Source organism: Synechococcus sp. BL107 (assembly GCF_000153805.1).
Taxonomy (GTDB): domain Bacteria; phylum Cyanobacteriota; class Cyanobacteriia; order PCC-6307; family Cyanobiaceae; genus Parasynechococcus.
Genome location: NZ_DS022298.1, coordinates 2,068,550 through 2,094,499 on the forward strand (window position 1 = coordinate 2,068,550; position 25,950 = coordinate 2,094,499).

Consider the following 25,950-nt stretch of genomic DNA (forward strand, 5'->3'; position numbering starts at 1 on the left):
CTCCGCATAAGGCATAACACTCAGACGCAAATACAAAGATCTTGAACTGATGGTTCAAGATCTTTTAATCGCATAAGGCCTTCAATTTCTGCACAGTGCAAAGTTGTTCACCATGGCGCATATTGCCATGCAAAAGCTTATTCCAAGGCACAATCCAGTGACCGGGGTGAACCGCGGACAAAACCTCAGCCGCATTGGGATTATTTAGGACAATCACTTTTCGATTGGCGAGATTAAGGTGCTTTTTAAGCCAAGGAGTGAACACAGTTTGATCAATAAGCTCTTGATATGAGCCATCCTCCATAGCACGTTCAAAGCCAGACCGAATGGCCTGAGCTAAGCGCTCGTTATCAGGATCAACATAGAAAAATCCTGCAAATGGATAGGCAATCAGAAGATATGGATCCAGCACAGTGCGGCTCGTCGAAGCACGAACAACGGGCTCCTCATCCTCTAGTTCTGCAATCCCACGCGGAAATAATTGCACACGACGATTATCAACCAACCGAAAGAGCTCCTCCGGACGAGCTGTATATGTACGCAACCCTGCCGCATCAAATATTTCTACATCACTCCATCCCAAGCCTTGCAAAAGAACAATGTTTTGGAGATCGGTCTTATTTTGAATGGTGGCGAGTGCAGGCAATTCCTCTCGGTAGGTCCACCCAGCCCGCAAACCCAAAACTCCGCCAGCCACAGGGATTTCGATTGGATTTAAATGCTGGTTGAGGGCAGCACCAGCGCCATACACCCCCACGGTGAGCCCCATCGGATTGCGTTGAGAGTCAAACCCATGGGAAATAGCTTTGACCGCTTCATCTTGCGACTGAATGATGGTGCTAAAGCCCAAGGCATAGGGCTGCTCACTCCGCTGAAGGATCAGTTGTAGAAGCTTGTATTTGAAATCATTTTGATCTTGACCATCCTCACGATCTAAAACCACCACGAGAGTTTCAGACGGCAAGGCCGCTACTTCATCCGGAGTGAGGATGAATTGGTCATCGATCCTGGTGCGACGCTCGACTAAACGTGGCTGGATCAACAAACCACCAAACAGAAGCAAGATAATAGAGATCGCTGTTGTCACGAGGGTCCATAGACCATGGGGATGGTCTGCTGGCAAATTCTCAGACGGTGGTTCCATAAGATTTCTATTAGGGAATGATCAAGGCAATGCCAAGGATGGTGATTCCGACGTAACTGGGCAACAGTAAAACGCGTAAAATTCGCGAAATTCGCTGGCTGTAGTGCGTTAATTGATTATCGATCATTTCGTCAGCAGCAACCACATATAAAATTCCCAAGAAAATAATGAGCTGCAAATTTCCAATAAAACCAGTCATCGCCGTGACGGGGAGATTTCCAGCAATGAATACATAGTTTCCACCGGCAGATACAACCGCAGCAAGAATCAAATCATCTCGACTATGGGTAATTAATAAGCTCATACAACACAACCCAACTGCCAACATATAACCCAAGAAATCAGGAGCCACAAACAACAGGCTCCTTCGTTGAATGGGCAAATCAAATGACACTGTTGATTGACGGCGGATAACAACACCTTCCTCCGGGGGCTGGCCAAGATCACTCATCAAACTAATGCTAGAAACGTAGGAGCTGGGCTGGTCCAGACTCCAACCCGACAACAAAAGACCTGGATTAATTGAAAAACTATTCTCTTGGGTTAAGCCAAGATTGACGGGTTGCAATGGATTCTCTAAACCAATATTGACATGGAGAATCTGTTTATCAAAAGGATAACGTTGAAGTCGCCAATGTTTAACGACAGCTGAACGAACGCGATACAAACTCCAAGTTGTACCGAGACGATTCTCGCGACTCACCCGTTCAAAACGTTGTATATCACCGTCGTACATTCCATTGAGAACCATCAAGTCATCGCTGGGATTATTAGCCGGATCTCCAGCCCATTCGGTCCAAAGCAGCATCTCAATTGAGAACTGATCATCGAGAAGATCGATGTTGTTGATGTTGGTGACATACACCCCAACATTGAGCTCATGACGCTCAGGGGAGACTGGTTTGGCTTGTGATGGACCCCAATCGATGGGCTGGGCAACGGCACCATCGCGGGGGAGTGGAGCCACCGGCTTCCCCAAACCAACAATCAACGTGCAAACACATGCCGCCGCGACAAGGACAACCAACCAACGAAGGTGACGGCGATGGCGTACGAAAATCAGGGCCTGAGCAGAGCCACAACCATCACCCTAAAAACCGACGGACGTTCTGCCTAGGCACCAGCAACGTTGCGTTGAATTGAGTGTTGATTCAACGCTTTGCCAGCCGAGCTCCATTTGCGACCCTTAAGGGACGCCCCGATTGACAGATCTCACCGTCTGCTGCTTTTCGCCCGGATGACTCTTGCAAGCACGATTCGAAACGCCAACGCCCTGAGCGGCCTCTTACTCGTGTTGTTTCTTGTGGTTCATCTGGGAGGTGTGACGTCTGCCCTCGGAGCGCCGGCCAGCTTTGAGTCCTACGCCAGTGGCTTACACCACACTCCCTGGTTAAGACCCTTGGAACTTGGGCTGGCGCTCACCAGCCTCCTCCACATCAGCCTGAGCATTCATAAGGGACTTCGTAATCGACAGGCCGGCAACACGGCAGACCTCATCAGTCGACGCGCCGAACCGCTTGCAGCCTGGGCAAGTCGAAGCAAAACACTCGCTGGCGTGATCACGCTGGGCTTTATCGGCCTCCACTTGCAGCAGCTTCGTTTTCCACGCCCAATGGATGGCCATGAGCGAGAGGCCTTGGTGCATGTGCTGCAACAGCCCTTCAGCCTTGCGTTGTACTGCATTGGTGCTTTAGCCATCGGACTCCATCTCGTTCACGGAGCGGAGGCAGCCCACCGCAGCTTGGGTTGGCTGGACCCATCCAACAAGAGCTCGATTCGATTGGGCGGACGGATGCTCGCAGCGCTTGTGAGCGGAGGGTTTCTCCTAATCAGTGTGGGCCTCGCCCTGGATGTTGGAGCATGAGCGGCTTACCCGATCCACGCTTGCCGTCAGGCCCCCTGGCCGATGCCTGGCGTCGCACCCGAGAAACGAGTCCACTCATTAGTCCACTCCGCAAAAGCCAAATCGACATCCTTGTCGTTGGCACTGGTCTTGCTGGGGCCTCAACTGCTGCCAGCTTGGCCCAACAGGGTTACCGCGTGACGGTGCTGAGTTTCCATGACAGCCCACGCCGCGCCCATTCGGTGGCGGCACAAGGGGGCATTAATGCAGCCCGTGCCGTGGCGGTCGATGGCGACAGTATTCATCGACTTTTCTGCGACACACTGAAAGGTGGCGACTTCCGAGCCCGGGAAGCCGGTTGTCAGCGGCTAGCAGAAATCAGCAGCGGCATCATTGATCAGTGCGTCGCACAAGGGGTTCCCTTCGCTCGGGAATACGGCGGAAGCTTGGCCACCCGAAGTTTTGGCGGTGCACTGGTGAGCCGCACCTTTTATGCCCGCGGACAGACGGGCCAACAGTTGCTGTATGGCGCTTATCAAGCCTTGATGCGCCAGGTGGAACTGGGACGCGTGCGCTTGCTCACCCGCCGCGATGTTCTGGAGCTGATCACCATCGATGGCGTCGCCCGCGGCGTGGTGGCCCGACACCTTTTAACTGGCGAGCTTGAGGTTCATACCGCCCGGACCGTCCTGCTCTGCAGTGGTGGCTACAGCAACGTGTACTTTCTCTCAACCAACGCGTTGAAATCCAACGCGAGCGCGATTTGGCGTGCCCATCGAAAGGGCGCCCTCTTCGCCAACCCCTGCTTCACCCAGATCCATCCCACGTGCATTCCGAGCGGCGATACCTTCCAAAGCAAGCTCACGCTCATGAGCGAAAGTCTCCGGAATGACGGTCGGATCTGGTTGCCCAAACGGGCTGGTGATCAGCGACCAGCCAATGAGATTCCTGAAGAGGAGAGGGATTATTTCCTCGAGCGGATGTATCCCACCTACGGAAACATGACCCCACGCGATGTTGCGTCCAGACGAGCTCGGGAACTCTGCAATGCAGGCCACGGTGTGGGCCCTGGAGGACGGTCGGTATACCTCGATCTCAACAACGCCATTGCGAAAGAGGGACGCGACACCATCGCCGCGCGATACGGGAATTTAATGACGATGTATGAGCGCATCAGCGGGGACGATCCATATCAGAAACCGATGCGGATTTACCCAGCTCCGCATTACACGATGGGAGGCCTATGGGTGGATTATCAGCTGATGAGTTCGATTCCGGGGTTGTTTGTTCTGGGTGAAGCCAACTACTCCGAACACGGTGCGAATCGATTGGGGGCGAGTGCCTTAATGCAGGGACTAGCCGATGGATATTTCATTGCGCCTTCAACGGTGACGAGCTGGCTCGCAGGTCATGCAGGGGAACCGATTCAGGCGGATCATCCAGCTTGTCGAGAGGCCCTCGATAGCACCCAAACCCGCATCGACAGCCTGCTCAACGGCCAAGGCAACACACCGGTGGACAGCTTTCATCGAGACCTGGGCGCGGTCATGATCAACCACTGCGGCATCAGCCGTCATGCGGAGGGATTGAAGCAGGGTCTCAAAGATGTGGCGGCCCTCTCCGAACGCTTCCAGCACGAGGTGCGCGTCCCTGGCGAGGCCAGTGGACCGAATGCCGAACTCGAGAAAGCATTACGCGTGAGTGACTTTTTCGGGCTTGCGGATCTGATGCTACGCGATGCCTTGGCTCGAGAGGAATCCTGCGGCGCCCATTTTCGCGAGGAACATCAAAGCGCAGAGGGTGAGGCCTTGCGAGATGACGACCACTTTGCCCATATCGCAGCATGGGAGCACAACGCCGATGGTGCACCGATCCGCCATGCAGAAGCACTGCAATTCACCACCTTGAAACCCAGCACCCGCAGCTACAAATGAAACTCACCATGCGGATTTGGCGGCAAACAACCGCCTCAGATTTGGGCTCCTATGAAACCCACATTTTGGAGCATGTGTCGTCTGATCTCTCGCTGCTAGAGGCCCTCGATCAACTAAATGAACAGCTGATTAGCAGCGGGAAACGACCCGTCAGTTTTGAGCATGATTGCCGGGAAGGGATTTGCGGTAGTTGCGGTTTTCTCGTCAATGGCCAAGGCCATGGACCGCGCACAGCTACATCTGTTTGCCAGCTTTATCTGAGGGAATTTCCCGATGGTGCTTCCATCACCCTGGCGCCATGGAAAGCGAAAGCGTTCCCCACCATCCAAGACTTAATGGTGGATCGATCAGCTTTGGATCGCATTATTGCGGCTGGAGGCTATTGCTCAACTGGAACAGGACAGGCACCTGACGCCAACGCCCAGCCCATTGGTCGACAACAAGCATCAAAGGCATTTGACACGGCCACTTGCATCGGTTGCGGCGCCTGCGTAGCCAGTTGCCGCAATGCTTCAGCCAGCTTGTTTGTGGCAGCGAAATTGGCCCATCTCGGTCAACTGCCCCAAGGACAGCCGGAACGGGCTTCACGAGCAATCACGATGCAACGTCGAATGGAGGAGGAAGGATTTGGAAGCTGTAGTAACAACTTGGAGTGCGAAGCAGTGTGCCCTCAAGAGATATCTGCAGACTGGATTAGCTGGATGCACAGGGAAAAATCAAAAACTAAGTAGTATTTTTCAGATATCAAAGCTTTTAGAATTGAATAATTAAGCTTCACTTTTATACAAGGATTTAGCAGTTTCACGAAATGCATCCAATGACTTACCAGCTTTTCTTTTAGAAGGACGCAACGAATTTCCAGGGATTAGGTAATTTGTTGAGAAATTAACCATAACAACCTCAGGCTTTTCCTTTTCGCTAAGGGCAAGCTGCTCGCGAATTTCCTCAGCGGTTGTCAAAGCTGGCTCAATTTTAACGTCTGGCAAGTCTTCAGCCTTTTTCTGAAGCACTTTGGCTTCTACTTGAACAATATTATTTTGACTGGAAGGTGAATTTTGCTTCGCCTTCGTGAATGGAAACAAAAATACGATACTGAAAAGCAGCGCAATAAAAGATGTGATTAATGCAGTAAGGCCGAGCTCTATGCCTTTAAACTCCCAAACAAGACCAGAAGTTGCGAACCCAAAAACACCTACAAATGCAAATATCGTCCCTAGTATGAATCTTGGACCGAAAACGTATTGAGACTGTTTGAAAAACTTGCTTTTATCGTCAAATGGGTTGCGTAAAACAATACCCAAAATCCCGTCGATAATCGCCATTAGCCAAATTTATTTCGAGCAACGTTAACGGCTAAGAGCCGAAGTCGTGGATGCAAGCTAACGCCTGCTGCACCAGCACGATCGAAGACTTTTCAACCCCACCACACCCACGGCATATCAGGAGTCTGAATTGAGCCTGGCCCCAACATCCATACCACCCCAACAAGGGAAGAGCATCAAACAAAGGCCCACAGGCAGGGGGCATGAAAACCATTCTCCCGAGATCTCAAAACAAAAGGGGTGAAAGAATGAATTACCCGACAACAACACAACACCTCGGGAATCTGCTCAAAAAACAATCCACTAGTCTGGCGATTCCATCGTGTCTAAGGCACCGATGACATTTGAGGTTCTCTTCGACGACGGCCATCAATCCATTCCTGTGGAACAATTCGAAATTTTGGGTGACGCAATCGCCTGCTATGTGAATTGCATTCTCAACACCAAGAATGACATGAATGCCGTTGAAATTGTCGATGAATATTTCGAAACGATTGCCTCTCACTCTTTCACAAATTCCATCACCGATGGGCAACATCAATTTCAATAAATATCACGAACAATACTAAAATGTTTTGAATGTACCAATACAGCCCCAAATCACAACCTCTTGATTCATTAATTCCGGTAATAATTGATAAAAAAACGCATCCTTATAAGCCAGGACAGCCGCGCCGCGCTGCCTCGAGATCAGAGATCGCGAGATCACCACGGCCATCTCCCAACTGCTGGAGGATGAGGTCGGCTTGAACTCCCAGGAGCATGGTTTGACAGGGGTAAGCCTGACGCGTCGAAGCAAGCCGTTGCAGCACTTCAGCCTTGTCCAAAGCACGCTGACAGATGCTTCGATTTCCAGTTTGCAAACATTGAATGCTGTCGCTTTCCAAGCCTTCAAACCCCTGGGCATTCACATCGAGCCCAGAGCACATCAATGTGATTAAGACGCTGACAGCCCTTGCTGAGATCCGACTGACGACGCCATGGCGGGCGACGGGGGCAACTGTTTCGGTGCAAACAATCAGGGGGGGCAAGGTCCTTTTCCTGAGATAGTGGCCGCAGTTCGAGCAAAGGCTCCACCGTGTATACCGATTATTCCGCAATTGCCTTATTGCTCTTTACTGCCGTACCACTGCTGGTGGTTGTCGGTACTGCAACGCTCTTCGTGCTGCGCAACAAGGAAAAAGCACCTTTGGGTTAGGACTCAGGTTCTTGGCTTCGTGAGACAGCTCAAATCTTTTAAACATGCAACGGCACCAGGCTGGTGACTGAGGGGAGCGGGCTTGATTGCCGCTGAGAGATTGCCTTGACCCAAGCAAGCAAGGCAGGTGCGTGAACGCTGACTAGAAACGCGTTGAACACCGCTGCCACCGCAGATGGTGCAAGTTGACATGGACGGCTCTGACTGGAATGCCTATCAATATGGGGCGAATCTTTGTGGTTGATCCCGAATCCTTCCTTAAGAATCCAATGGAAGAGCATCGCTATCACGCACTTCCATAAGGAGCTCCTCAGCTGAAAGTCGCGATCCCTGCGGAACCAAACCGAGACCGGCCGCCAATTGACCAATCACATGGGCGGCATCTTCACCCTTGGAGCGAGCAGCGTCCAAACCAGTACTGGCGTCTCGCTTCGAAAGCTTTTGGCCCTCGCTGTCATAGAGCAAAGGGCCATGCCAAAACCGAGGACAACTTTGCCCTAATGCTGCATAAATGCTGAGTTGGGCCGGCAACGCATCGCGGAGATCGTTGCCACGAACGACATCGGTGATCCCAAAACACAGTTCATCGATCACCGTGGCGAACTGGTAAGCGATAAAGCCGTCGGCACGACGTACAACCACATCTCCACTGCCATAAGGATTGTGTTCAGGCACGCGTAAACGCCAACTCGGTAGACGTTGTGCCTGCCATCCCCAACCCGCCTCAATCGCTCGACACGTTCCTGGATAAACCGGCTTACCGGCCAGATCACGGCGGGAACAACGGCAAGCAAACAAAACGCCACTGCGTCGAAGAAACGACAACCAAGAGCTGTAGTGCCCGCGCCGCGAACTTTGCAACATGGGCGGACCGTCCCAGTGCAAACCAAGCCAGCGCAAATCGGATTGAATCCGCAGCAAGGATTCAGGTCGATTCCGAGGGGTATCGAGATCGTCAATTCTTAAGTACCACTCCCCATCCGAACAGCGGGCCTGTAGCCAAGACAGCAACGCCGTCTGGAGATTGCCGAAATGCAAAACACCGGTTGGGGATGGGGCGAATCGGCCGCGATAACCGCGTCGCGCCTTCAACCGGCGGAGCTGCTCGAGCTCTATGAGGAGATGGTTCGGACAACGCATTAAAAAAGGCGGCCTCTTCAGCCGCCTCGGAGAACAGATTGTTCGACAGGGATCAACCCTGAACGCGATCTTTAAACATCTTGCCGGCGGTGAATGCAGGCACGCGCTTGGCGGGGATGGCAATTTTTTCGCCAGTTTTGGGGTTCAAGCCCTGGCGAGCAGAACGCTCACGGGGTTCGAAGGAGCCGAAACCAAGGATGGAAACTTTTTTGCCTTCAACAACGGAATCGATGATGGTGTCGATCGCGGCATCCACAACCATGGACACGTCAGTTTTGGTGAGCTCAGTGCGAGCCGCAACAAGGTTGACCAAATCAGCTTTGTTCATTTGAGAGGAAACGATGGGGGGGCGGAAACAGCTCTGATGCGGCGTTGTGGTTGCGCCGATGACTTCCACAAGCGCGCTAATCGTATGGAGTTCAACCGGTGGCTGCAAGCGAAACGTCTTCTGGCGCAATGCTTTAGAGAGTGATCGGTTGAGCACTCCACCCAGAGAAGGGCACTAAGCGCTCACCGCGCAACCCCCCGAGACCAGCCCCAGAAGCCAGTTGAGGACAGGCTTCTGGGGGGAGCCAGGCTCGTAATTTCGCAAGGCTGGCGAGCTGGCGAGGCCAGTGAAATGTGCGGCCATGTCGCAACGGTCCAAGACGTCCCGGCGCCAGTGGAGTCAGCAAACGCCCGCAGAACAACAGCTCAACAGGGGCCGGCGCGAGCACAACGGCACTGCCTGGAGTCGGTCCTGGGGTCCAAAGCAGACGCAATCCGCTGGCGGTGGTGTGCTCATCCTTAAAACAGTCGAGACGCTCCACATTGGGCAGCAAGTAAGCCTCCTGCTCTTGCACTAGCACTGGCCAATCCAGCTGCTCCTGCAGCCGTCGCAACCGGCCATGACCTTCACGACTGGTGAGCAGAATGCGCGGCTGACGTGTCCCGGCCAAGTCCTTCAGAGCCGTGATCGTGGACTGGGTCAAAGGCGGGCAGTCAATCAAGACCGGCTCTGGATCGATATTGAACCACCAGGAACTACCGCCCTGGCAGTCCCGATTCGGCGGGAAAAGCCATAGATCGTTGCGCACCTGCTGCGGAGGCCGACCGGCCTCCAGGTCAGTGGTCATTGTCATGACACTCAAGGGCGGAGCGAACCACTAGTTTGAAGGCCACATCACCACCAGGCCTTGAGCGGCATTCATCCCGGCAGGCCCTGGCCCTTGGGCAGCAGCACAACAACGCGAGGGGTGAATTTCTCCTTGGCCGCCCCAGCTGCGGATCGCATCGAGCTGTTGCTATTTCGCCATGGCAGTGATGGGGCCCCTGAACGGGTGATCGAGCTTGATGCTCGACGACATCGGTCGGGGGATTACTGGCACGTCGAAGTCGAGGGACTCAACGAGGGCTGCTGCTACGGCTACCGAGTGTTTGGCCCCCTTGCCCCAGGAAGCCATGGTTTTCGCCCCTCAAAAGTGCTGCTGGATCCAGCGGCACGAGCCATTACCGGTTGGGATGTCTACGACCGAGTCCTCGCCACTGGACTGTCGCCCAATGCCCACGCTTGCCTGAAGGCTGTCGTGAGTGAGCGGAAGCGGTTCGACTTCGAATCCCATCCGCGCCCCCGACACAGCTGGCAACGTTCGGTGATTTATGAACTGCACGTGGGTGCCTTCACCCGGGCGAGCGATTCAGGCGTGGATCGGTCAGAGCGAGGAACTTATCGCGGAGTGATTGAGAAGCTTCCCTATCTACAAGACCTTGGGGTGACGGCGATTGAACTCCTACCTGTCTTCAGTTTTGACCCCGCCGATGCACCTCCAGGTCGGGACAATGTTTGGGGCTACAGCCCACTGAATTGGTTTACACCTCACCATGGCTACTGCTCGGTCGACGATCCTTTGCAAGGGCGCGATGAGATGCGTCAACTGGTCGCCGCCTGCCATGACGCAGGCATCGAAGTGCTGCTGGATGTTGTGTACAACCACACCACTGAAGGCAATCGCCACGGTCCAACGCTGAGTTGGCGAGGGATTGCTGACAACACCTACTACCACCAGAACAGTGCTGGTGATTACCTCGATGTGAGCGGCTGCGGCAATTCAATCGCTGCCAACGATCCGATCAGCACCCAGCTGATCCTCGAATCGATGCGCTGCTGGGCTCTTGAACTGGGCATTGATGGCTTCCGTTTCGACCTTGGCATTGAGCTGAGCCGGGGCGCACAACTGAAGCCCTTAGACCACCCCCCTTTGTTCGCTGCGATGGAAGCGGACCCCGAGCTCAGCGACCTCAAATTGGTGAGCGAACCTTGGGATTGTGGTGGTCTGTACCGGCTGAATGACTTTCCAGCGAAACGCATTGGCACCTGGAACGGTCACTTCCGAGATGGATTACGCCGGTTCTGGAAAGGTGATGAGCACACCACATGGGCCCTAGCGCAACGGTTCAAAGGCAGTCCAGATCTCTACGACGGCAAGGCTGTCGCCATGGGCCGCTCCGTGAACCTGATCACAGCCCACGATGGCTTCACTCTTGCCGACCTGGTGAGTTACAACCGCAAGCACAACCTCGCCAACGGCGAAGACAATCGCGACGGCGAAAACCACAACAACAGCTGGAACCACGGCATCGAAGGACCCACCACCGAGCCAGAGGTGTTGGCACTGCGACGACGACAACAACGCAACTTACTGAGCACCCTGCTGCTGGCCCGTGGCGTGCCGATGCTGCTGATGGGTGATGAAGTGGGTCGCAGCCAGGGGGGAAACAACAACACCTGGTGCCAAGACAGTCCTTTGGGCTGGATGGTGTGGAACGAAGACCACTGCGATTTAGAGCTCAAGCTCTTTCTCAAACGTCTATTGAAGTTGCGCCAGGCGCTTCCGCAACTGTTCAACCCCCTGATTCCAGCTCGAGAAACGACGAAAAAGCACCCGCAGGACCAAACCGATCTATGGCGTCAATGGCATGGCGTAGAGCTATCAAAGCCAGACTGGGCGGAGTGGTCTCGCTCCATTGCCACCAGTTTGCATATGGGGAGCCACGGTGCCCTGATCTGGATGGGCTTCAACGCCCACAAGGAAGCTTTGAATTTCGAACTCCCTGTCCCGGCATCGCCGTGGACGCGGGTGATCGATACGTCTCTGCCATCGCCCAAGGATCTTCCAGACCAACCCGTACCGTTCCGAGGGGTCAACATCCCCATGCAAAGCCGGAGTTTTGTGCTGCTTGTGGCCCAAGACGAAGTCTCAAACCTGCGGCTTTGATCAAGCGGGCGGCGGGAATCGAACCCGCGTCATCAGCTTGGAAGGCTGAGGTCTTACCATTACACAACGCCCGCGCTAGTACAGACAAACTACCCTCAATGAAAGGTGGTGTTTGTGTCAGTACCCCTTCATTATGACTGTCGGCCTGACCCCTTTCTTCGTGTGACACCGTCAGATGCCCAGCTGGGTGGATCCCGCCGCCGCCTAATGGTGGCCTATGGCTTTGGGGATGCAGGCACAGGCTTGGCCGCCACAATCCTTGGGTTTTACCTATTTCCATTCTTCACCTGTGCAGCGGGTTTGCCCGCCTTCATCGCGGGCTCACTGCTCACCGTGATCAAGGTTTGGGACGCATTTAACGATCCCCTCATTGGCTGGATGAGTGATCACACCCAAAGCCGATGGGGGCCACGGTTGCCTTGGATGCTTGGCGCCTCCCTGCCGTTGGGAATCAGCCTGGCTGCGATGTGGTGGGTGCCAGAGGGAACCCTCCTGCAACGCACGATCTACTACGTGGTGATGGCCATCCTGCTGATGACCGCCTACACGGGCGTGAATCTTCCCTATGCGGCGCTGTCCACTGAGCTCACCACCGATACAGCCATTCGCACGCGCTTGAACGCCGCCCGATTCACCGGATCGATCTTGGCTGGAACCATCGGACTTCTCGTTGCTTTTCTGGTGCTGAGGGAAGGTGGAGGTGGCTACATCCTGATGGGCCAAATCGCCGGAACGATTGCGGCGGTAACAACCCTGCTGTGCTGCTGGGGATTAGCGCCCTTCGCGAAACAAGCCCAACGCCCCAGCGGAAGCAATGAACCTCCGCTTCAGCAATTTCGACGCATCAGAACCAACCCACGCTTTATCAAGGTGTTAGGGCTGTACCTGTTGCTGTGGTTTGGGCTTCAGCTGATGCAGGTGGTGGCCTTGATCTGGTTGGTGCAGGTGCTGCATGTCCCAGCCGGCATCTCCACCCTGCTCTTGCTGGCGTTCAACATCGCCGCACTTGCGGGCCTCCAGCTGTGGAGCCTGCTCTCCAATCGCCATGGTCGGATCAAAGCGCTTGGCTGGGGAGCCAGCATTTGGATCGTGGCGTGCCTGTTATCGATGCTGCTGCAACCGGTGGAAACAGGCAGCAGCTTCACCGCTTACTTCCCAATCGTGGGGTTAATCATGCTGGTGGGTCTAGGGGCAGCAACTGCCTACCTGATCCCCTGGTCGCTTTTGCCGGACGCGATTGACGCCGACCCAACTCGACCTGCCGGGCTGTACACAGCCTGGATGGTGTTTGGCCAAAAGTTGGTGATTGGCCTGAGCATGAGCGTGTTTGGCGTGCTGTTGTCGCTCACGGGATATATCTCCACCACCAGTTGTGATGGGGCGTTGAATTTCATCGAGCAACCCAACACTGCTCTTCTGGCCGTCAGATTGTGCATGGGATTGATCCCCGCCGTCCTCGTTCTCTTGGGCCTTGGAGTGATGCGAGGCTGGCCCGATCGCAAGGCCCATCTCAAGAGCTCCGCTGGATGAACACTCCGCGCTCGCTGAAACGTTTGGGCGCGAGCCTGTTAATTGGTGGCCAAGCCGTCACGGCGACGATGCGCGGCCGGATTAACACGGTGGAGCTCTCCGATCAGTTAATGGAAGCCGGGCCGGGAAGCTTGCTGATCGTTTTGATCATCTCGGTGGCTGCGGGCTCAGTCTTCAATATTCAAGTTGCCGCAGAACTCACCCGACAAGGGGCAGGTTCCACGGTTGGCGGCATCCTCGCGCTCGGACTCGCCCGGGAAATCGCACCCCTACTCACGGCCTGCTTGCTGGCGGGGAAAGTCGCCACCGCCTATGCCGCGCAGCTGGGCACCATGAAGGTGACCGAACAGATTGATGCGATCACAATGCTGCGCACCGACCCAGTGGAATACCTGGTGGTGCCAAGGCTGATCGCCCTTGTGGTGATGGCACCTCTGCAGTGCTTTTTCTTTTTCATCGTGGCGGTTTGGTCGGGGCAGATCACCAGCACCGCGCTCTACAACATTCCCCCCTCAGTGTTCTGGACATCCGTGCGCACTTGGATGCATCCAGAAGACCTGCCCTTCATGCTGGTGAAGGCCGTGGTGTTTGGGTTGATCATCGCCACCATTTCCTGCGGGTGGGGCCTCACCACCAGGGGAGGCCCGAAGGAAGTGGGCACCAGCACCACAGGTGCCGTGGTGATGATCCTAATTTTGGTTTGCATCATGGATGTGGTGTTAACCCAAGTGCTCTTCGGCGCATGACAAACCCGTTGCCCAACGTGATTTTGCGTCCAGACCCACGCCTGCCCCTGTTGGTGGTGGGCCTTGGTGCGGCATTACTCCCTTTGCCTTGGCATCCCTGGCCCACGCTGGTCGTGGCGGTGTTTGGCCTGTTCCTGCTCATCCAAACCGCCAGCCTGCGTCTGGAATTTGAAGAACGCGCCCTGATCGTGTGGCAAAACGGCCGCGAGCTGCGGCGCTTTCCCTATGAGCACTGGCTGGCTTGGCGCCTGTTTGCCCCCTGGCTGCCAGGCCTGTTCTTCTTTCGGGAAACCAAGAGCATTCACTTTCTGCCCATCCTGTTCAGCCCAAGCGAACTACGGGCACAGCTCGAACAACGGGTGGGCGCACTCGAAACAACCCAAAAGAAAACGCCAAGTGAGTCCTAAACCAACACGATATTCTCACCATATCGAAACATTTACGTGAAGATATCGTTCTACAATGGGTTTAGCGGGGCTTGCTACTTGCAGAGCCTGCAGGGTCGGTTGCAATAGTTGGGACAGCTCGTGTCGATCGATGGACAACCAAGAGCTCGAGGCGATGAACAACGACACTGATCAGACACCTGAGGAAACACCCACGGCAGAAGCCGTTGTTGATCAGCCTGGCGAAGGGCCAGCCGTGGAAGCTGTGGCTGAACTTGTCTTCGAAGAGGATCAAACTCCTCCAGCTGAGAGCCCTTCAGCCCCCGACAACCCCTTGCTGGAGCTGGCCTTAAAAGATCTCCAATCCCGCCGCGATGAATTGTCGGCAGAGATCACGCTGCTGACCAACCGCAAACAACAGCTCGACGCCGAACTCAAAACCTCCTTTGCCGGTCAATCCGATGCGATCGCAAGGCGGGTCAAGGGCTTCCAGGAGTATCTGGGTGGAGCACTGCAAGACCTGGTGCAGTCGGTGGAAAGCCTGGATCTCGTGGTGCAACCGATGGTGGTGCAGCCATCACCACTCGACCAACAAGCATCAGGCCAACAGGGATCCGAGGGTCAGAGTGCGAGCGATACCGCCCCAGCCATCGCCGTATCAGACACCTTTCGCCCCGACGAAGCCCTGATTCGCAGTGCTCTGCAGCGGTTCCTGCAACAGCCGGATGTGTATGCCGATCCTTGGAGTCTGCGCCGCAGCATCGACACACGGGACACAGCCCTACTCGAAGACTGGTTCTTCAACCAAGGCGGCCGTGGCGCCCAGCCCAGTCGGGGCAGCCGTCCCCGCAACATCCTGGTAAGCGCTGCTTTGATTGCGATTATCGGCGAGCTGTACGGCGCCCAATTCCAATGCCTGGTGCTGGCGGGGGCGCCCGAACGGCTGGGCGAATGGAGACGCGGCCTGCAGGATGCCCTCGGCTTGGGACGAGAAGACTTCGGGCCGAGCAGCGGAATCGTGTTGTTTGAACGATCGGAAGCCCTCGTGGAACGGGCCGATCGATTGGAGGAGCGCGGCGAAGTGCCACTGATCTTGATCGACACCGCCGAGCGCGACGTGGCGATTCCCGTGCTTCAGTTTCCACTCTGGCTGGCTTTTGCCGCTGGCCCGAACGAACGGCTCGACGACGACGACCTGCTCTGATGCTGCTCTCTTCTCTGTTGCTTTTGGCGCTTGGCTATCTGCTGGGCTCGATGCCGAACGGCTACCTCGCTGGCCGTTGGCTAAAGGGCATCGACCTGCGCCAGTGCGGCTCGGGCAGCACCGGTGCCACCAATGTGCTGCGCAATGTGGGCAAGGGCCCGGCGTTGGTGGTGTTCCTGCTGGATGTGAGCAAAGGAGCGTTGGCAGTGCTGCTCGCCAAAAGCTTTGGATTGAACGACTGGGTTCAGGTGCTAGCAGGCCTGGCCGCTCTGGCCGGTCATATCTGGCCCGTATGGCTGGGCTGGAAGGGTGGCAAAGCCGTTGCCACTGGCCTGGGCATGTTCCTGGGCCTGGCCTGGCCTGTGGGTTTGGCGTGCTTCGGGTTGTTTATGGCTGTGATCAGCATCAGCCGGATCGTGTCGCTATCCAGCGTGGTGGCCGCCATCGGCCTGCCGTTGCTGATGGTTATCTCCGGCGGCAGCAGTGCCTACTTGGTGGTGTCGTTGGTGGCCAGCGTGTTGGTGCTATGGCGGCACCGCAGCAACATCGAGCGGTTGATTGCCGGAACGGAACCCAGGATTGGACAGAGAGGAAAAAGCTAAAACAGCTGTTCGTTACTGAACCAAGAGTTCAAGATCAAGGGTTCAATCAACCAAGGGAATCAGGCAATCCAAAACTGTTTAATACCCCGTACGACCAACCACTGTCGCGGATGAAAGTGTGCGTACCCAACAAATCACCATCGATCGAAGGGAAGTTGGCATGCGAGCTTTCACCCATCGCCACCCTTCACAATTCTCATTAAGATAGAAAGATTTCACCAAGCCATAGGCTCTCAAGCGAAACTACCGAACCTGTAAGACCAACGCTATTTAATATTTTAGTGCCTCTGGGAGCAGCCTGAGCAAAGTCTGATTGATGGGCAACTGTGATCACCCCGCGACAACAGATCAGCAACTAAGAATCAACGCTCAACAAAAGTAGTTACAGATCAATCCCTTGAACATCAATTTTTTGTGGGGCGGTGATGCTAATCAACCTTTCATCCCTGATCTGAGAGATCTCAGGAAAAAATCAATCCGAGCCAGCTGTTCACCAGGGGATAGTATGGTCCAGATCGGACATTTTTTAGTGGCCCTCTTTACAAAAAACGAGAATAAGGCAGAAGGAATTTATCCATAACCGCTCTCTAAAAGACAGTCAGAGCAAGAGTCTGTGAAATTAAAAGGATCTTCATGACATGATTGCTCCTTTTTTAGATCTCAAGAAAAATGGGATCCATATTTTCCATCTGCCCATAACGGTTCTTTTTTATTATTTTCTTGTCAAAATTGATTGAAATAGTCACCGCTCATCGATGTTCTGGCGTTCACTCTCAAGCCTGCACACGCTTCTAGCCGGAGGAGTGGGCCTGCTGATGCTGGAGCTGTTGGTCGGGTATCAACCAGTTCAAGCCCAGAGCTGCACAGTCGACCCCTTGGGTGGCGAAGTCTGCCTGCCAGATCCAATTCCCGAGACACCAAACCAACCCGAGATACCGGACGAATCCATAGAAACCCAGGAACAGGATCAACCTGAAAAATCCGACGAACCCGAGACGATCGATCAACCTGATAAGCCCAATCCAATGGTGATCGTTCCACCTTGTTTCGGGCCTTGCACACAATTTCCGCCTGCACCGCCGTACCGGCAATTCCAGGAGTTGGTTGAGAAGACCGATGCAGCTGACATGGTCATCACCGTGGATGGCCTGCGTTATGAAGAAGTTGTCGACCCCCATAGCCTTCTGTTCACCAATGAGCTGAATGAGCCCGGGGTGAATGCTTGGGTGCGCGGCTTTGGTGGTGCCAGCAGCAACGGTGCCGCTGGCCATCGCTACGCCAACTTCAGCAATGGCGGCGGCCAGCTCGGCATCGACATTCCGATCAGCGATGAAACCCGCATCGGCCTCTTCGGCACCTATGCGGTGATGAATGGCACAGATGGTGCTCGCGGCAGCTGGGATACCGATGGTTGGGGTGGTGGTGCCTACGCCGAGTACTGGACAAGAAACGTCTACCTGCGCGGCATGGTGAGCGGCGGCGGTTACTCCGGAGAGCACCTTCGCAAGATCGATGGTGACACCGCCAAGGGAGACCGCAGCGGCAATTCCTGGACTGGCGTGCTCAACATTGGTGCGCCACTGCAGAGCGGTGAATGGATCATCGAGCCCCAGGCATTGCTGAGTTACACCAACACCAGCCTCGACAAGTTCAGCGAACACGGCGCCGACCGACGTGATCGTCTCCGCTTCCATGAGATGGAAGTTGACCAATTGGGGAGTTAACTCTCCGTGAAGTTCGCCGTTCCCATCCGTGATGGCGAAAGCTCCTTATTTTTGCCCTCGCTACGGGTGGGCTGGGCTGCCGACTGGGGGATGAGCGGGGACCACCAAAAAGTGACCTATCTCAAATCCAGCAAAAGCAAGCGCTGGGATCTGAATGGCAGCGACGACCATGCCGCCCTAGTAGAACTTGGCCTCGACTACACCACCTTTAATTTCAACGACACTTCAATGGGGGTGTATGCCCGGGGTGGAGCATTGCTCTGGGCTAATAACCGTGGCACCAGTTGGCAGGTGCAGGGAGGCTTGAACTTCAAATTTTGAGATCTTGGCAACAGCCGGCAAAGGCCGCACTGGGATCGTCGGCGCAGGTGATGGGGCGGCCCACTACTAATTGGCTTGCTCCTGCGGCGATTGCCTCAGCCGGACCCATCACCCGGGCTTGATCACCTACAGCTGCCCCCTTGGGGCGGATCCCCGGCGTCACCAGTGCGAATGGTTCTGGATGCTGAGCCCGCAGTGCCGCGGCCTCCAAAGGCGAACACACACAGCCACCGATACCGGCACTCGCCGATAGCTGCGCTAAAGCCGACACCCGTTCGGCGATGCCCTGGCCAATGGCGAGTTCCCGTTGCAGCCGCTGCTCTTCCCAGCTGGTGAGCATCGTCACCGCCAAAAGGGTGGGGGCGGGTTGACCGGCACGTTGGGCCCCTTCCACCGCAGCGGCCTGGGCCGCCTGTAGCGCTTCGCTGCCAGCACAGGCGTGCACCGTGATCAGCTCCGCCCCCAGTGCCGCCGCCCGCCGGCAGGCCCCGGCCATCGTGGCCGGGATGTCGTGAAATTTGAGATCCAGAAACACCCGCAGGCCCTGATCGCGCAACTGCGCCACAACATCCGGCCCGGCCTGCACAAAAAGCTCCAAGCCCACCTTCACCCAGCGCAGCCCTTCAACTTGAGCGTTGAAGGCCAAAGCCTGATCAGGGGCCATGCCATCGAGGGCCACGATGATCCGTTCCGCTGCTTCAGCCGAGAAAGAGGAAGCCACACACCATCTCCGCACGACCCTCATCGTGATGGGTCATGGGCAACCCCTCGAATCAAGCCGCCAGTTGAAAGCAATCGGCCGTCAACCCTTTCACACCCACGTCCGCTTGAAACAAGCCACCGGCCAATGGCTCGGCCTTGATCGCAGCAGCATCCATCTCCTGTCTCGCAGTGGTCACAAACAGCTGATCCAAATTGGGGCCGCCAAAACAACAGGAGGTGACCTGACGGCAAGGCAACGCCAGCCGTTCGAGCAGCAAACCGCTGGCAGGATCCCAACGCGTCACAGCCCCACCACCAAACAAGGCGATCCAAAGCATGCCCTCCGCATCGATGCACATGCCATCTGGAACGGCATCCCAATCCTCTGGAATGGTGATGCACGGGATGGGTTCACCCGAGAAGTCACCAGAGGACGTGAGCGGAAAGGCCAGAACCTGCCGTGTCGGCGAGTCAATGAAATAAAGGGTTCCACGGTCTTGGCTCCAAGCCAAGCCGTTGGGAATCGTCAACCCATGACGTTGACGAATGCAGCTGAAATCAGGATTGACCCGCCAAAGGGAACCCGCACCAGCAGCAAAGTCGTAGGCCATCGTTCCCGCCCAAAACCGTCCCCAGGGATCGCACTTGCCATCGTTGAACCGATTGCCGGGCTGGTCGTCTTCTGGATCCTGCAGAGAAGACACAACACCACTGTCGGGGTGCAACCGCACGAACCCCTGAGCGGTGGCCGCCAACAACTCACCATCCGACATTGGGACAACAGCCCCAATGTGGGACGGCACAACCAAAAAACGATTGCGACCCGTCACCGGATCAAAGAAGCCCACCCGCGAGGCTTCGATATCCACCCAGATCAGAACACTTTTCTCTACCCACCAATGGGGGCCTTCCGCCAAGCCAGCCTGAGCATCGAGAACACAACGGACCTTCATCGCTTCGGGGGCGCCCGCCAAGCATGACCAAAATCATCCACCAGTTGGTGTGGATCCAGGGCTGTTTTGAGTCCCCCAACCAGCTCGCGTTAGGCAGTCAATCGCCGGAAGGTCTTCTTACCAACCTGCAGCACCCTGCCATCGAGCTCAGCGGCCGTAGCAAATTCCTGATTGGGATCGGTGATCTTGTCCCCATCCAAGCGAGCAGCACCCCCCTTGATTTGGCGCCGCGCTTCACTGCTGCTGGCGCAGATCCCAACGGCACTCATGAGGTAGAAGGCCTTGGCTGGGAAATTCACTGAAAGCAACGAGGCCTCAGGCACATCAGCGGATGCATCCCCTGCACCACCCACCAGGTTGGCTGCATCGAGTTGGGCCTTTGCGGCGGCGTCCATGCCATGGCGCGTTGCGGTAACCGCCAGTGCCATGGCCTTCTGCTTCTCTCGCGGGTTCTCCGGCAACACCTCCACATTGAGGTCGGTGAGCAACGTCACGTAGTCGTTGATCGCCGCATCGCCGACTTTCTCAAGTTTGGAATACATCGACAGGGGATCCTCTTCCAGCCCCACGGTGTTACCGAGGGTTTTGCTCATTTTTTGAGCCCCATCAAGACCAACCAGGATCGGCAACAACAAACCGAACTGGGTGCCACGGCCGAAATGCCGCTGCAGATCACGGCCCATTGCCACATTGAATTTTTGATCGGTGCCCCCAAGTTCCACATCGGCGTTGACCGCCACCGAGTCGTACCCCTGGAGGAGGGGATACAGAAACTCATGCAAGGCAATGGGAGTGCCACTGCTGTAGCGGTTCGAAAAATCTTCTTTCGCCAGCATCTGGCCCACGGTTCCGGTGCCCAGCAATCCGATCACCGCGGGAAGGTCCATGCCCTCCAACCATTCGCTGTTGTAGCGAACCTCCAACCGACCAGGGGTCTCGAAATCGAGCAGCGCCGTGGCCTTGGGCTGGTCTTGCCCAAGTTGTCGCAAATAGGTGGACGCATTGACGGCCACGTCGTTTTTGCTCAACTGAACCCGCGTCGCGCTCTTGCCGGTGGGATCACCAATCCGAGCCGTGAAGTCGCCAATAATCAACACCGCTGTGTGTCCAGCGTCCTGAAAGGCCCGCAATTTGCGAAACAGGATGCTGTGCCCGAGGTGAATGTTGCTGCCCGTTGGATCGATGCCCAACTTCACCCGCAACGGACGGCCCTCAGCCTCAGCTGCAGCTAACCGCGCTGCCAAGGATTGATCCACATCGCTGAGATCCCCTGAAGGGAACAAGTCGGCCATGCCGCGATTCAGCCATGACGGCAACGACGGATTGGTCTCCGGCATGGGGACGGAAATGGAAGAGCTGTGGTGGGGATCGTACGAGTGCTGCTTCAGTCCGAAGGGGGCAGCTCAATTTGAGCTTTCATCCGCTCCAAGGTGGTGTTCATCTGTTCGAACATCTGCTCGGGTGTAATGCCGAATTGCCCTAACTGGCTCCGAAGCTGCTCCACCGTGAGCTTCGCCTGGAAATCTTCCGACAACTCGAACCGCTTCATGAACACGCGATAGCGCCCCATGAGCTCCTCCATCGTTTCAATGAATTTCTTCTTGCCTTCGCGATCAAACTTGCCGTACTCGCTGCCCAGTTGCATCAACTGTTGGTAATCACCAAACAGGCGCTTGGCCTCATCTTGGACAATGTCGGAATCGAAGAAGGCCATCGCTTCGAAATGTCGTTCGTTAACGGAAATTCTGCAGACTTCCTATCACCATTGGCAGTGCGGGTTCACCCCATGGACATCATTCCCGAAGTGACCACCATCTCCCGAAGTGAACCTCACGGCGCAAATACCACGCATGCGTGAGATCAGAACACGCAGCCTTCCTGTCTTGAACGACCGTCGGACGGTGATCGCCAGCGCAGACCGCGTGTTGATCACGGCCCTAACGCATTTGTTTGAGGGAATTGGCCCCCTGGTCGGCGCTGCCACCAGTGAGCAGGATGCCCTCAACTGCCTCACGGCGAACGACGTTCAACTCCTGGTATGCACTGATTTACTCGAGCACGGCTCAGGCCCAGGATTGGTGGCCACAGCAAAAGCCCAGCATCCACAACTGCGCTGTTTGATGCTGATTCAGCGCCCCCTGCTAAGCACCATCGATGCGGCGATCGCCTCTGGCTGTGAGGGCCTCTGCAGCCGTGAACGCCTTGGCGATGGCGGAGTGCTCAGCGTTCTCCAAGCCATGGATAGCGATGGAATCCACATGGATCCAACCATCACAGGGGTGTGTCAGCAAAGCCGCCGCCGGCCCAGCCACGGCATTGCACCACCCTTAAGCGATGTACTGACCCTGCGGGAAGAAGATGTTTTACGGGGTTTATGCAGGGGACTCAGCAATCAAGAGATTGCCGACCAACTGCACCTAGCCGTCGACACGATCAAACACGCTGTGACCAGCCTTCTCCGCAAACTGGAGGCCCGGGATCGAACCCAAGCCGTGCTCGTTGCCTTCCAACACAACTTGGTGGACCCTCCTGCTCCGATTCCTCGCTGGCAGCCCAGAACCCAGCGCTAAACCACAGCGAACAACACCACACTCCACAACACCAAAGGCCACAACATCCGCGAATGGACCATGCCACCCGGTTATCGATTAAGCGCTGTCCTGACGCCGTTGCCGTTGGGTTGATCAGTTCGATCCTGCTCGGATTCGGCGCAAGCGTCGCCGTTGCGCAGACGGAACGCACCACGGCATTGGTCACCATTGCCCAAGCGAACGCCCAATGTCTGATTCAGACCGAAACGATGGGGGCCGAACAAGCCCTCTCACTGGCCAACCGGTTCCTTGATGCCAAACAGGTGAGTCAAGACGAGCGCCGCACGGTGAACAACAGCCCTGGCTTTGAAGATCTAATGAAGGACTACATCAACACAAAAGGGGGCTGTAAGGCGATCGTGAAAGATTTCCAATAGCAACCGACGGGGCATGTCGTTAAGGTTCGCCCACAGCCGTTGTGCGAAATGCCCCGCAGCCACTGGTTAGATCCGCTAGCCAGACGTGTGCTGCAAGCCACCGGACAACTTCCGTTGCCAGGGCCGTCGCCAACACCAACTTCTGCGCGGCAACCATCCGAAACAGCTCTTCCGAGCAACTGGTTTCTCGATGTGAATCGCGGCAGCCAAGAGCAGTGGCGAGAACTGCCCGGCTGCACCGACGACATGGCCGACCTTCTTGTGCGGCTTCAGCGCGGCGGCGTTCAATTCGCTGCCGCCGACGACCTATTTCGCCTGCTCGACCTTCCAACCGATCTCGCCCAGCTTTGGGCACCCCATCTTGTTTTCCACTGGTATGGCGATGCGCCGCTCCAACCGGTGGACAGCTGCATCGATCTCAACAACGCCAGTTCCGCAGAACTCACAACCCTGGCTTGGCCTGAACAACGCATCCATGGACTGCTACGCGAGAGACGCATCAACGTGTTCCGTGATCTCGCCGACCTGCAAGAACGGCTCAGTCTTCCGGCCAGCAGCGTTGAGGCCTTGATCGGTCGCGTGTCCTTCGGCCAGCGACGGGCCGGCCCGTCGCTGCCGCCCCGCGGTTGAAACGATGCAAGGCGATCTGTTCTCGGGCGTTCCGCTGGGGTCAACACCCACCCCAGATCTGCCGATCACTGCGGATCAGTTGCGGGCCTGGCAACAGCGACTCCACGACTTTCAGTCGCCACGCTTTCGCCGCAACATCTGTAGCTCGGGTCAAGGTGATTTATGGGGAGGCAACGTTGCTGATGCCGCCACTCCCATCTCTCCAACAGCCATCGATCCCTTAACGCTCACCCCACTCCCGTTGAGTTTTTGGCGCTGGGCTGACAGTCCCCATCGCGGAGCCGCCATCTATTTCGTGCTCGACCGTCCTCCCCACCTTGACCATCCACTCCTGCTCTATGTGGGAGAAACCAAAGCCGCCGATCGACGCTGGAAAGGTGAGCACGACTGCAAGGCCTATCTCGCCGCCTATGGCGAAGCCCTTCAACGCTGCCAAATGGCCCATCAACTCAGCATTCGCTTCTGCACCGATGTCCCGACGGACACCCGGGCCCGCCGCAGGCTCGAACAACAGCTGATCCAGCACTGGAGTCCACCCTTTAATAAGGAAACACGACAGCGCTGGGCCACACCGTTCACCGCTGATCTCTAGCTATGCAGAGGCATCGCTACGCTCGTGGTTTGAACCGGCGTCAGCCCATGCGGCTCTCCATCTCATCCACCAACGTCAACGAATGGAGCGGCGATGTGCTGGTTGTTGGGCTGCCGAAGGGAGATCCGTCCAACTCAGCAGGTCACCTGGAGAGTCGTTTCCCAGGCGTGAGCAGCGCCCTCAGCCAGCAGGCCTTTGAAGGCAAAACGGGCCAAAAGCTGGTGCTCCACCCCCTAACAAACGGCAACCCACTCCGGCTCGTGCTGGTTGGCCTTGGCGATGCTGATGCCATTGATCTCGACGGCCTACGGGCGGCGGCGGCGGCCGGGGCCCAGGCCTCGATTGGCTGCAACGGTTCCCTCGGCCTTCAGCTGCCCTGGGATTCGCAGGATTCAGATCAAGCAGCCCGCATCAGCGCCGAAGCCGTTCGCCTCTCGCTTTATGCCGATCAACGCTTTCAGAAGGAACCCGAAGAACGTCGCCTCCCCACGGCCCTGGAGCTGATTGGCTTACCGGCCTCTGCCGCAGCTGGCCTCGAATCCGTTAATGCCACCTGCGCTGGCGTTGAGTTAGCGCGCGAACTTGTGGCAGCTCCACCGAACTACGTCACCCCAGCTGCCTTAGCGGACACCGCTGCTGCTTTGGCACGCGACTACGGAATGGAACTCACCATCCTCGAGCGAGCCGATTGTGCAGCCCGTGGCATGGGGGCGTTTCTCTCGGTAAGCCAGGGGTCGGATCTTCCACCCAAATTCATTCACTTGATTTATCGCCCAGAAGGAGCGGTACAGCGTCGCCTCGCCCTCGTGGGCAAAGGCCTCACCTTTGATTCCGGTGGATACAACCTCAAGGTGGGTGGCGCTCAGATCGACATGATGAAATTCGATATGGGTGGCAGTGCATCCGTGCTCGGGGCGATGCGTTCGATCGGAGAACTGAAGCCCGCCGGCGTGGAGGTGCACATGGTGGTGGCGTCCTGCGAAAACATGGTGAATGGCTCCGCCGTCCACCCCGGCGACATTGTGACGGCCGCCAATGGCACAACGATTGAGATCAACAACACCGATGCGGAAGGGCGGCTAACCCTGGCCGACGCACTGCTCTACGCCTGCGAGCAGAAGCCTGATGCCGTGGTGGACCTAGCCACCCTGACCGGAGCCTGCGTCGTCGCACTTGGCGATGAAATGGCGGGGTATTGGTCCAACAACGAAGCCCTTGCTGAAGCTCTCGACACAGCCGCCGACGCGGGTGGCGAAGGTCTCTGGCGCATGCCACTGCGCCAGTCCTACAAGAAAGGGCTGAAGTCGCTCCTGGCCGACATGAAAAACACCGGACCCAGACCCGGGGGATCAATCACAGCCGCCTTATTCCTCAAGGAATTCGTGAGCCAAGACACGGCTTGGGCCCACATCGACATTGCTGGGCCCGTCTGGAGCGATAAAGGCAAAGGGGTGAACCCAGCCGGAGCAACTGGCTACGGGGTGCGCACCTTGGTGAACTGGGTGTGCGCCCAAGCATGAACTCGTCACCGATCCGCTGGTACTTGAAGGCACAATTGGGAGTGTTGCTCCTTCCCGTTGGCCTTTGCCTCTTTGGCGAAGCCGTCAGCCGAAAGGTGGTTCAAATGTTGGGGCAGGATGGTGGGCCTTGGTTTTGGTACGGAACCCTCAGCTTGATCTGCATTAATGCAGGCATTGGCCTGATGGTGGAAAGCGGCCTAACCCGTGGGTTCCCAGGACGCAAACGCACTTGATTAG

29 protein-coding genes and 1 tRNA gene are annotated in these 25,950 nt (G+C 56.4%); 18 read left to right on the plus strand and 12 right to left on the minus strand.

Going from position 1 to position 25,950, the window contains the following annotated elements:
* Window positions 1-64 precede the first annotated feature (64 nt).
* Both BL107_RS10795 and BL107_RS10800 read right to left on the minus strand, forming a co-directional pair.
* Complete coding sequence (locus tag BL107_RS10795) at window positions 65-1,144, minus strand: hypothetical protein (RefSeq protein ID WP_050749854.1); 1,080 nt, start codon at window positions 1,142-1,144, stop codon at window positions 65-67.
* 10 nt (window positions 1,145-1,154) lie between these two features.
* Window positions 1,155-2,009: a hypothetical protein gene (locus BL107_RS10800; protein WP_232192999.1), complete on the minus strand. Its 855-nt coding sequence runs from the start codon at window positions 2,007-2,009 to the stop codon at window positions 1,155-1,157.
* Window positions 2,010-2,381: 372 nt separating this feature from the next.
* Between BL107_RS10800 and BL107_RS10805 the strand changes: the two genes are divergently transcribed.
* Genes BL107_RS10805 through BL107_RS10815 form a run of 3 tightly spaced genes read left to right on the plus strand, consistent with a single transcriptional unit; the run spans window position 2,382 to window position 5,652 of the window.
* Window positions 2,382-3,008 (plus strand): succinate dehydrogenase cytochrome b subunit, encoded by a 627-nt coding sequence (locus BL107_RS10805; RefSeq protein ID WP_009790393.1) that lies wholly within the window; start codon window positions 2,382-2,384, stop codon window positions 3,006-3,008.
* Window positions 3,005-4,921 (plus strand): fumarate reductase/succinate dehydrogenase flavoprotein subunit, encoded by a 1,917-nt coding sequence (locus BL107_RS10810; RefSeq protein WP_009790394.1) that lies wholly within the window; start codon window positions 3,005-3,007, stop codon window positions 4,919-4,921. The genes BL107_RS10805 and BL107_RS10810 overlap by 4 nt, the downstream gene beginning before the upstream one ends.
* Window positions 4,918-5,652 (plus strand): succinate dehydrogenase/fumarate reductase iron-sulfur subunit, encoded by a 735-nt coding sequence (locus BL107_RS10815; protein WP_009790395.1) that lies wholly within the window; start codon window positions 4,918-4,920, stop codon window positions 5,650-5,652. The genes BL107_RS10810 and BL107_RS10815 overlap by 4 nt, the downstream gene beginning before the upstream one ends.
* Before the next feature lie 36 nt (window positions 5,653-5,688).
* On the opposite strand, the gene BL107_RS10820 is transcribed toward BL107_RS10815, so the two are convergent.
* Window positions 5,689-6,243 carry a hypothetical protein gene (locus tag BL107_RS10820; RefSeq protein ID WP_009790396.1) on the minus strand — a complete coding sequence of 185 codons (555 nt, stop codon included), beginning with the start codon at window positions 6,241-6,243 and terminating at the stop codon, window positions 5,689-5,691.
* Between the two features lie 337 nt (window positions 6,244-6,580).
* Between BL107_RS10820 and BL107_RS10825 the strand changes: the two genes are divergently transcribed.
* Window positions 6,581-6,793: a hypothetical protein gene (locus BL107_RS10825; RefSeq protein WP_009790397.1), complete on the plus strand. Its 213-nt coding sequence runs from the start codon at window positions 6,581-6,583 to the stop codon at window positions 6,791-6,793.
* Window positions 6,794-6,896: 103 nt separating this feature from the next.
* Here the strand turns inward: BL107_RS10825 and BL107_RS10830 are convergent, their stop codons facing one another.
* From BL107_RS10830 to BL107_RS10850, 4 genes are all read right to left on the minus strand, one after another.
* Window positions 6,897-7,274, minus strand: a complete 378-nt coding sequence (locus tag BL107_RS10830; RefSeq protein WP_037988515.1) for a hypothetical protein — start codon at window positions 7,272-7,274, stop codon at window positions 6,897-6,899.
* A gap of 425 nt (window positions 7,275-7,699) precedes the next feature.
* Window positions 7,700-8,581 carry a tRNA glutamyl-Q(34) synthetase GluQRS gene (gene gluQRS, locus BL107_RS10840; RefSeq protein WP_009790399.1) on the minus strand — a complete coding sequence of 294 codons (882 nt, stop codon included), beginning with the start codon at window positions 8,579-8,581 and terminating at the stop codon, window positions 7,700-7,702.
* Between the two features lie 52 nt (window positions 8,582-8,633).
* Entirely contained in the window at window positions 8,634-8,924 is a 291-nt protein-coding gene (locus tag BL107_RS10845) for an HU family DNA-binding protein (protein WP_255344633.1), read from the minus strand.
* A 118-nt stretch (window positions 8,925-9,042) separates the two neighbouring features.
* Window positions 9,043-9,702 (minus strand): MBL fold metallo-hydrolase, encoded by a 660-nt coding sequence (locus tag BL107_RS10850; protein WP_037988519.1) that lies wholly within the window; start codon window positions 9,700-9,702, stop codon window positions 9,043-9,045.
* Window positions 9,703-9,756: 54 nt separating this feature from the next.
* On the opposite strand from BL107_RS10850, the gene BL107_RS10855 reads away from it, so the two are divergent.
* On the plus strand, window positions 9,757-11,835 hold the full coding sequence (locus BL107_RS10855; protein WP_009790402.1) for a glycogen-debranching protein: 2,079 nt from the start codon (window positions 9,757-9,759) through the stop codon (window positions 11,833-11,835).
* A gap of 3 nt (window positions 11,836-11,838) precedes the next feature.
* On the opposite strand, the gene BL107_RS10860 is transcribed toward BL107_RS10855, so the two are convergent.
* Window positions 11,839-11,909, minus strand: a tRNA-Gly gene (locus BL107_RS10860).
* 133 nt (window positions 11,910-12,042) lie between these two features.
* Here BL107_RS10860 and BL107_RS10865 point away from each other — a divergent pair.
* The 7 genes from BL107_RS10865 to BL107_RS10895 all read left to right on the plus strand — a co-directional run bounded on the left by BL107_RS10865 (window position 12,043) and on the right by BL107_RS10895 (window position 18,348).
* On the plus strand, window positions 12,043-13,365 hold the full coding sequence (locus tag BL107_RS10865; RefSeq protein ID WP_037989027.1) for an MFS transporter: 1,323 nt from the start codon (window positions 12,043-12,045) through the stop codon (window positions 13,363-13,365).
* Window positions 13,362-14,111: an ABC transporter permease gene (locus BL107_RS10870; protein WP_009790404.1), complete on the plus strand. Its 750-nt coding sequence runs from the start codon at window positions 13,362-13,364 to the stop codon at window positions 14,109-14,111. Before BL107_RS10865 ends, BL107_RS10870 begins: the two co-directional genes overlap by 4 nt.
* Entirely contained in the window at window positions 14,108-14,518 is a 411-nt protein-coding gene (locus tag BL107_RS10875; RefSeq protein WP_009790405.1) for a DUF3119 family protein, read from the plus strand. The genes BL107_RS10870 and BL107_RS10875 overlap by 4 nt, the downstream gene beginning before the upstream one ends.
* A gap of 130 nt (window positions 14,519-14,648) precedes the next feature.
* A complete protein-coding gene (locus tag BL107_RS10880) occupies window positions 14,649-15,701 on the plus strand; it encodes a DUF3086 domain-containing protein (protein WP_009790406.1) in 1,053 nt (350 codons plus the stop codon).
* On the plus strand, window positions 15,701-16,303 hold the full coding sequence (gene plsY, locus BL107_RS10885; RefSeq protein ID WP_009790407.1) for a glycerol-3-phosphate 1-O-acyltransferase PlsY: 603 nt from the start codon (window positions 15,701-15,703) through the stop codon (window positions 16,301-16,303). Before BL107_RS10880 ends, plsY begins: the two co-directional genes overlap by 1 nt.
* A 755-nt stretch (window positions 16,304-17,058) precedes the next feature.
* Window positions 17,059-18,027: an autotransporter outer membrane beta-barrel domain-containing protein gene (locus BL107_RS10890; RefSeq protein WP_009790408.1), complete on the plus strand. Its 969-nt coding sequence runs from the start codon at window positions 17,059-17,061 to the stop codon at window positions 18,025-18,027.
* 6 nt (window positions 18,028-18,033) lie between these two features.
* A complete protein-coding gene (locus BL107_RS10895; protein WP_009790409.1) occupies window positions 18,034-18,348 on the plus strand; it encodes a hypothetical protein in 315 nt (104 codons plus the stop codon).
* Here BL107_RS10895 and pyrF read toward each other — a convergent pair.
* From pyrF to BL107_RS10915, 4 genes are all read right to left on the minus strand, one after another.
* Window positions 18,338-19,093: an orotidine-5'-phosphate decarboxylase gene (gene pyrF / locus BL107_RS10900; RefSeq protein WP_369791572.1), complete on the minus strand. Its 756-nt coding sequence runs from the start codon at window positions 19,091-19,093 to the stop codon at window positions 18,338-18,340. The two genes, BL107_RS10895 and pyrF, sit on opposite strands and share 11 nt — an antisense overlap.
* 28 nt (window positions 19,094-19,121) lie before the next feature.
* The gene (locus tag BL107_RS10905; RefSeq protein WP_009790411.1) at window positions 19,122-20,024 is read right to left on the minus strand and encodes an SMP-30/gluconolactonase/LRE family protein; all 903 of its coding nucleotides are present in this window, start codon (window positions 20,022-20,024) and stop codon (window positions 19,122-19,124) included.
* Window positions 20,025-20,092: 68 nt separating this feature from the next.
* Entirely contained in the window at window positions 20,093-21,340 is a 1,248-nt protein-coding gene (gene tyrS / locus BL107_RS10910) for a tyrosine--tRNA ligase (protein ID WP_009790412.1), read from the minus strand.
* A gap of 47 nt (window positions 21,341-21,387) precedes the next feature.
* Window positions 21,388-21,717, minus strand: a complete 330-nt coding sequence (locus BL107_RS10915) for a DUF1825 family protein (RefSeq protein ID WP_009790413.1) — start codon at window positions 21,715-21,717, stop codon at window positions 21,388-21,390.
* 136 nt (window positions 21,718-21,853) lie between these two features.
* Here BL107_RS10915 and BL107_RS10920 point away from each other — a divergent pair, with 136 nt between their 5' ends.
* The 6 genes from BL107_RS10920 to BL107_RS10945 are packed head-to-tail and all read left to right on the plus strand — an operon-like array spanning window position 21,854 to window position 25,946.
* Window positions 21,854-22,573: a response regulator transcription factor gene (locus tag BL107_RS10920; protein ID WP_009790414.1), complete on the plus strand. Its 720-nt coding sequence runs from the start codon at window positions 21,854-21,856 to the stop codon at window positions 22,571-22,573.
* Window positions 22,574-22,626: 53 nt separating this feature from the next.
* The gene (locus BL107_RS10925) at window positions 22,627-22,971 is read left to right on the plus strand and encodes a hypothetical protein (RefSeq protein ID WP_009790415.1); all 345 of its coding nucleotides are present in this window, start codon (window positions 22,627-22,629) and stop codon (window positions 22,969-22,971) included.
* Window positions 22,972-23,019: 48 nt separating this feature from the next.
* On the plus strand, window positions 23,020-23,601 hold the full coding sequence (locus BL107_RS10930) for a hypothetical protein (protein ID WP_037988522.1): 582 nt from the start codon (window positions 23,020-23,022) through the stop codon (window positions 23,599-23,601).
* 4 nt (window positions 23,602-23,605) lie between these two features.
* On the plus strand, window positions 23,606-24,193 hold the full coding sequence (locus BL107_RS10935; protein WP_009790418.1) for a hypothetical protein: 588 nt from the start codon (window positions 23,606-23,608) through the stop codon (window positions 24,191-24,193).
* A 47-nt stretch (window positions 24,194-24,240) separates the two neighbouring features.
* Complete coding sequence (locus BL107_RS10940) at window positions 24,241-25,713, plus strand: leucyl aminopeptidase (RefSeq protein ID WP_009790419.1); 1,473 nt, start codon at window positions 24,241-24,243, stop codon at window positions 25,711-25,713.
* On the plus strand, window positions 25,710-25,946 hold the full coding sequence (locus BL107_RS10945) for a hypothetical protein (protein WP_009790420.1): 237 nt from the start codon (window positions 25,710-25,712) through the stop codon (window positions 25,944-25,946). The genes BL107_RS10940 and BL107_RS10945 overlap by 4 nt, the downstream gene beginning before the upstream one ends.
* Window positions 25,947-25,950: the final 4 nt, after the last annotated feature.

Bases quoted from the DNA above. Each gene is read 5' to 3' on its own strand.
- BL107_RS10890 (WP_009790408.1), top strand. From the start codon at position 17,059: ATGTTCTGGCGTTCACTCTCAAGCCTGCACACGCTTCTAGCCGGAGGA.
- plsY (WP_009790407.1), top strand. From the start codon at position 15,701: ATGCTGCTCTCTTCTCTGTTGCTTTTGGCGCTTGGCTATCTGCTGGGC.
- BL107_RS10930 (WP_037988522.1), top strand. From the start codon at position 23,020: ATGCCCCGCAGCCACTGGTTAGATCCGCTAGCCAGACGTGTGCTGCAA.
- BL107_RS10915 (WP_009790413.1), bottom strand. From the start codon at position 21,717: ATGGCCTTCTTCGATTCCGACATTGTCCAAGATGAGGCCAAGCGCCTG.
- BL107_RS10825 (WP_009790397.1), top strand. From the start codon at position 6,581: ATGACATTTGAGGTTCTCTTCGACGACGGCCATCAATCCATTCCTGTG.
- BL107_RS10920 (WP_009790414.1), top strand. From the start codon at position 21,854: ATGCGTGAGATCAGAACACGCAGCCTTCCTGTCTTGAACGACCGTCGG.
- BL107_RS10820 (WP_009790396.1), bottom strand. From the start codon at position 6,243: ATGGCGATTATCGACGGGATTTTGGGTATTGTTTTACGCAACCCATTT.
- BL107_RS10945 (WP_009790420.1), top strand. From the start codon at position 25,710: ATGAACTCGTCACCGATCCGCTGGTACTTGAAGGCACAATTGGGAGTG.
- BL107_RS10815 (WP_009790395.1), top strand. From the start codon at position 4,918: ATGAAACTCACCATGCGGATTTGGCGGCAAACAACCGCCTCAGATTTG.
- pyrF (WP_369791572.1), bottom strand. From the start codon at position 19,093: ATGAGGGTCGTGCGGAGATGGTGTGTGGCTTCCTCTTTCTCGGCTGAA.
- tyrS (WP_009790412.1), bottom strand. From the start codon at position 21,340: ATGCCGGAGACCAATCCGTCGTTGCCGTCATGGCTGAATCGCGGCATG.
- BL107_RS10925 (WP_009790415.1), top strand. From the start codon at position 22,627: ATGGACCATGCCACCCGGTTATCGATTAAGCGCTGTCCTGACGCCGTT.
- BL107_RS10850 (WP_037988519.1), bottom strand. From the start codon at position 9,702: ATGACAATGACCACTGACCTGGAGGCCGGTCGGCCTCCGCAGCAGGTG.
- BL107_RS10875 (WP_009790405.1), top strand. From the start codon at position 14,108: ATGACAAACCCGTTGCCCAACGTGATTTTGCGTCCAGACCCACGCCTG.
- BL107_RS10805 (WP_009790393.1), top strand. From the start codon at position 2,382: ATGACTCTTGCAAGCACGATTCGAAACGCCAACGCCCTGAGCGGCCTC.
- BL107_RS10795 (WP_050749854.1), bottom strand. From the start codon at position 1,144: ATGGAACCACCGTCTGAGAATTTGCCAGCAGACCATCCCCATGGTCTA.
- BL107_RS10870 (WP_009790404.1), top strand. From the start codon at position 13,362: ATGAACACTCCGCGCTCGCTGAAACGTTTGGGCGCGAGCCTGTTAATT.
- BL107_RS10880 (WP_009790406.1), top strand. From the start codon at position 14,649: ATGGACAACCAAGAGCTCGAGGCGATGAACAACGACACTGATCAGACA.
- BL107_RS10865 (WP_037989027.1), top strand. From the start codon at position 12,043: ATGGTGGCCTATGGCTTTGGGGATGCAGGCACAGGCTTGGCCGCCACA.
- gluQRS (WP_009790399.1), bottom strand. From the start codon at position 8,581: ATGCGTTGTCCGAACCATCTCCTCATAGAGCTCGAGCAGCTCCGCCGG.
- BL107_RS10935 (WP_009790418.1), top strand. From the start codon at position 23,606: ATGCAAGGCGATCTGTTCTCGGGCGTTCCGCTGGGGTCAACACCCACC.
- BL107_RS10940 (WP_009790419.1), top strand. From the start codon at position 24,241: ATGCGGCTCTCCATCTCATCCACCAACGTCAACGAATGGAGCGGCGAT.
- BL107_RS10810 (WP_009790394.1), top strand. From the start codon at position 3,005: ATGAGCGGCTTACCCGATCCACGCTTGCCGTCAGGCCCCCTGGCCGAT.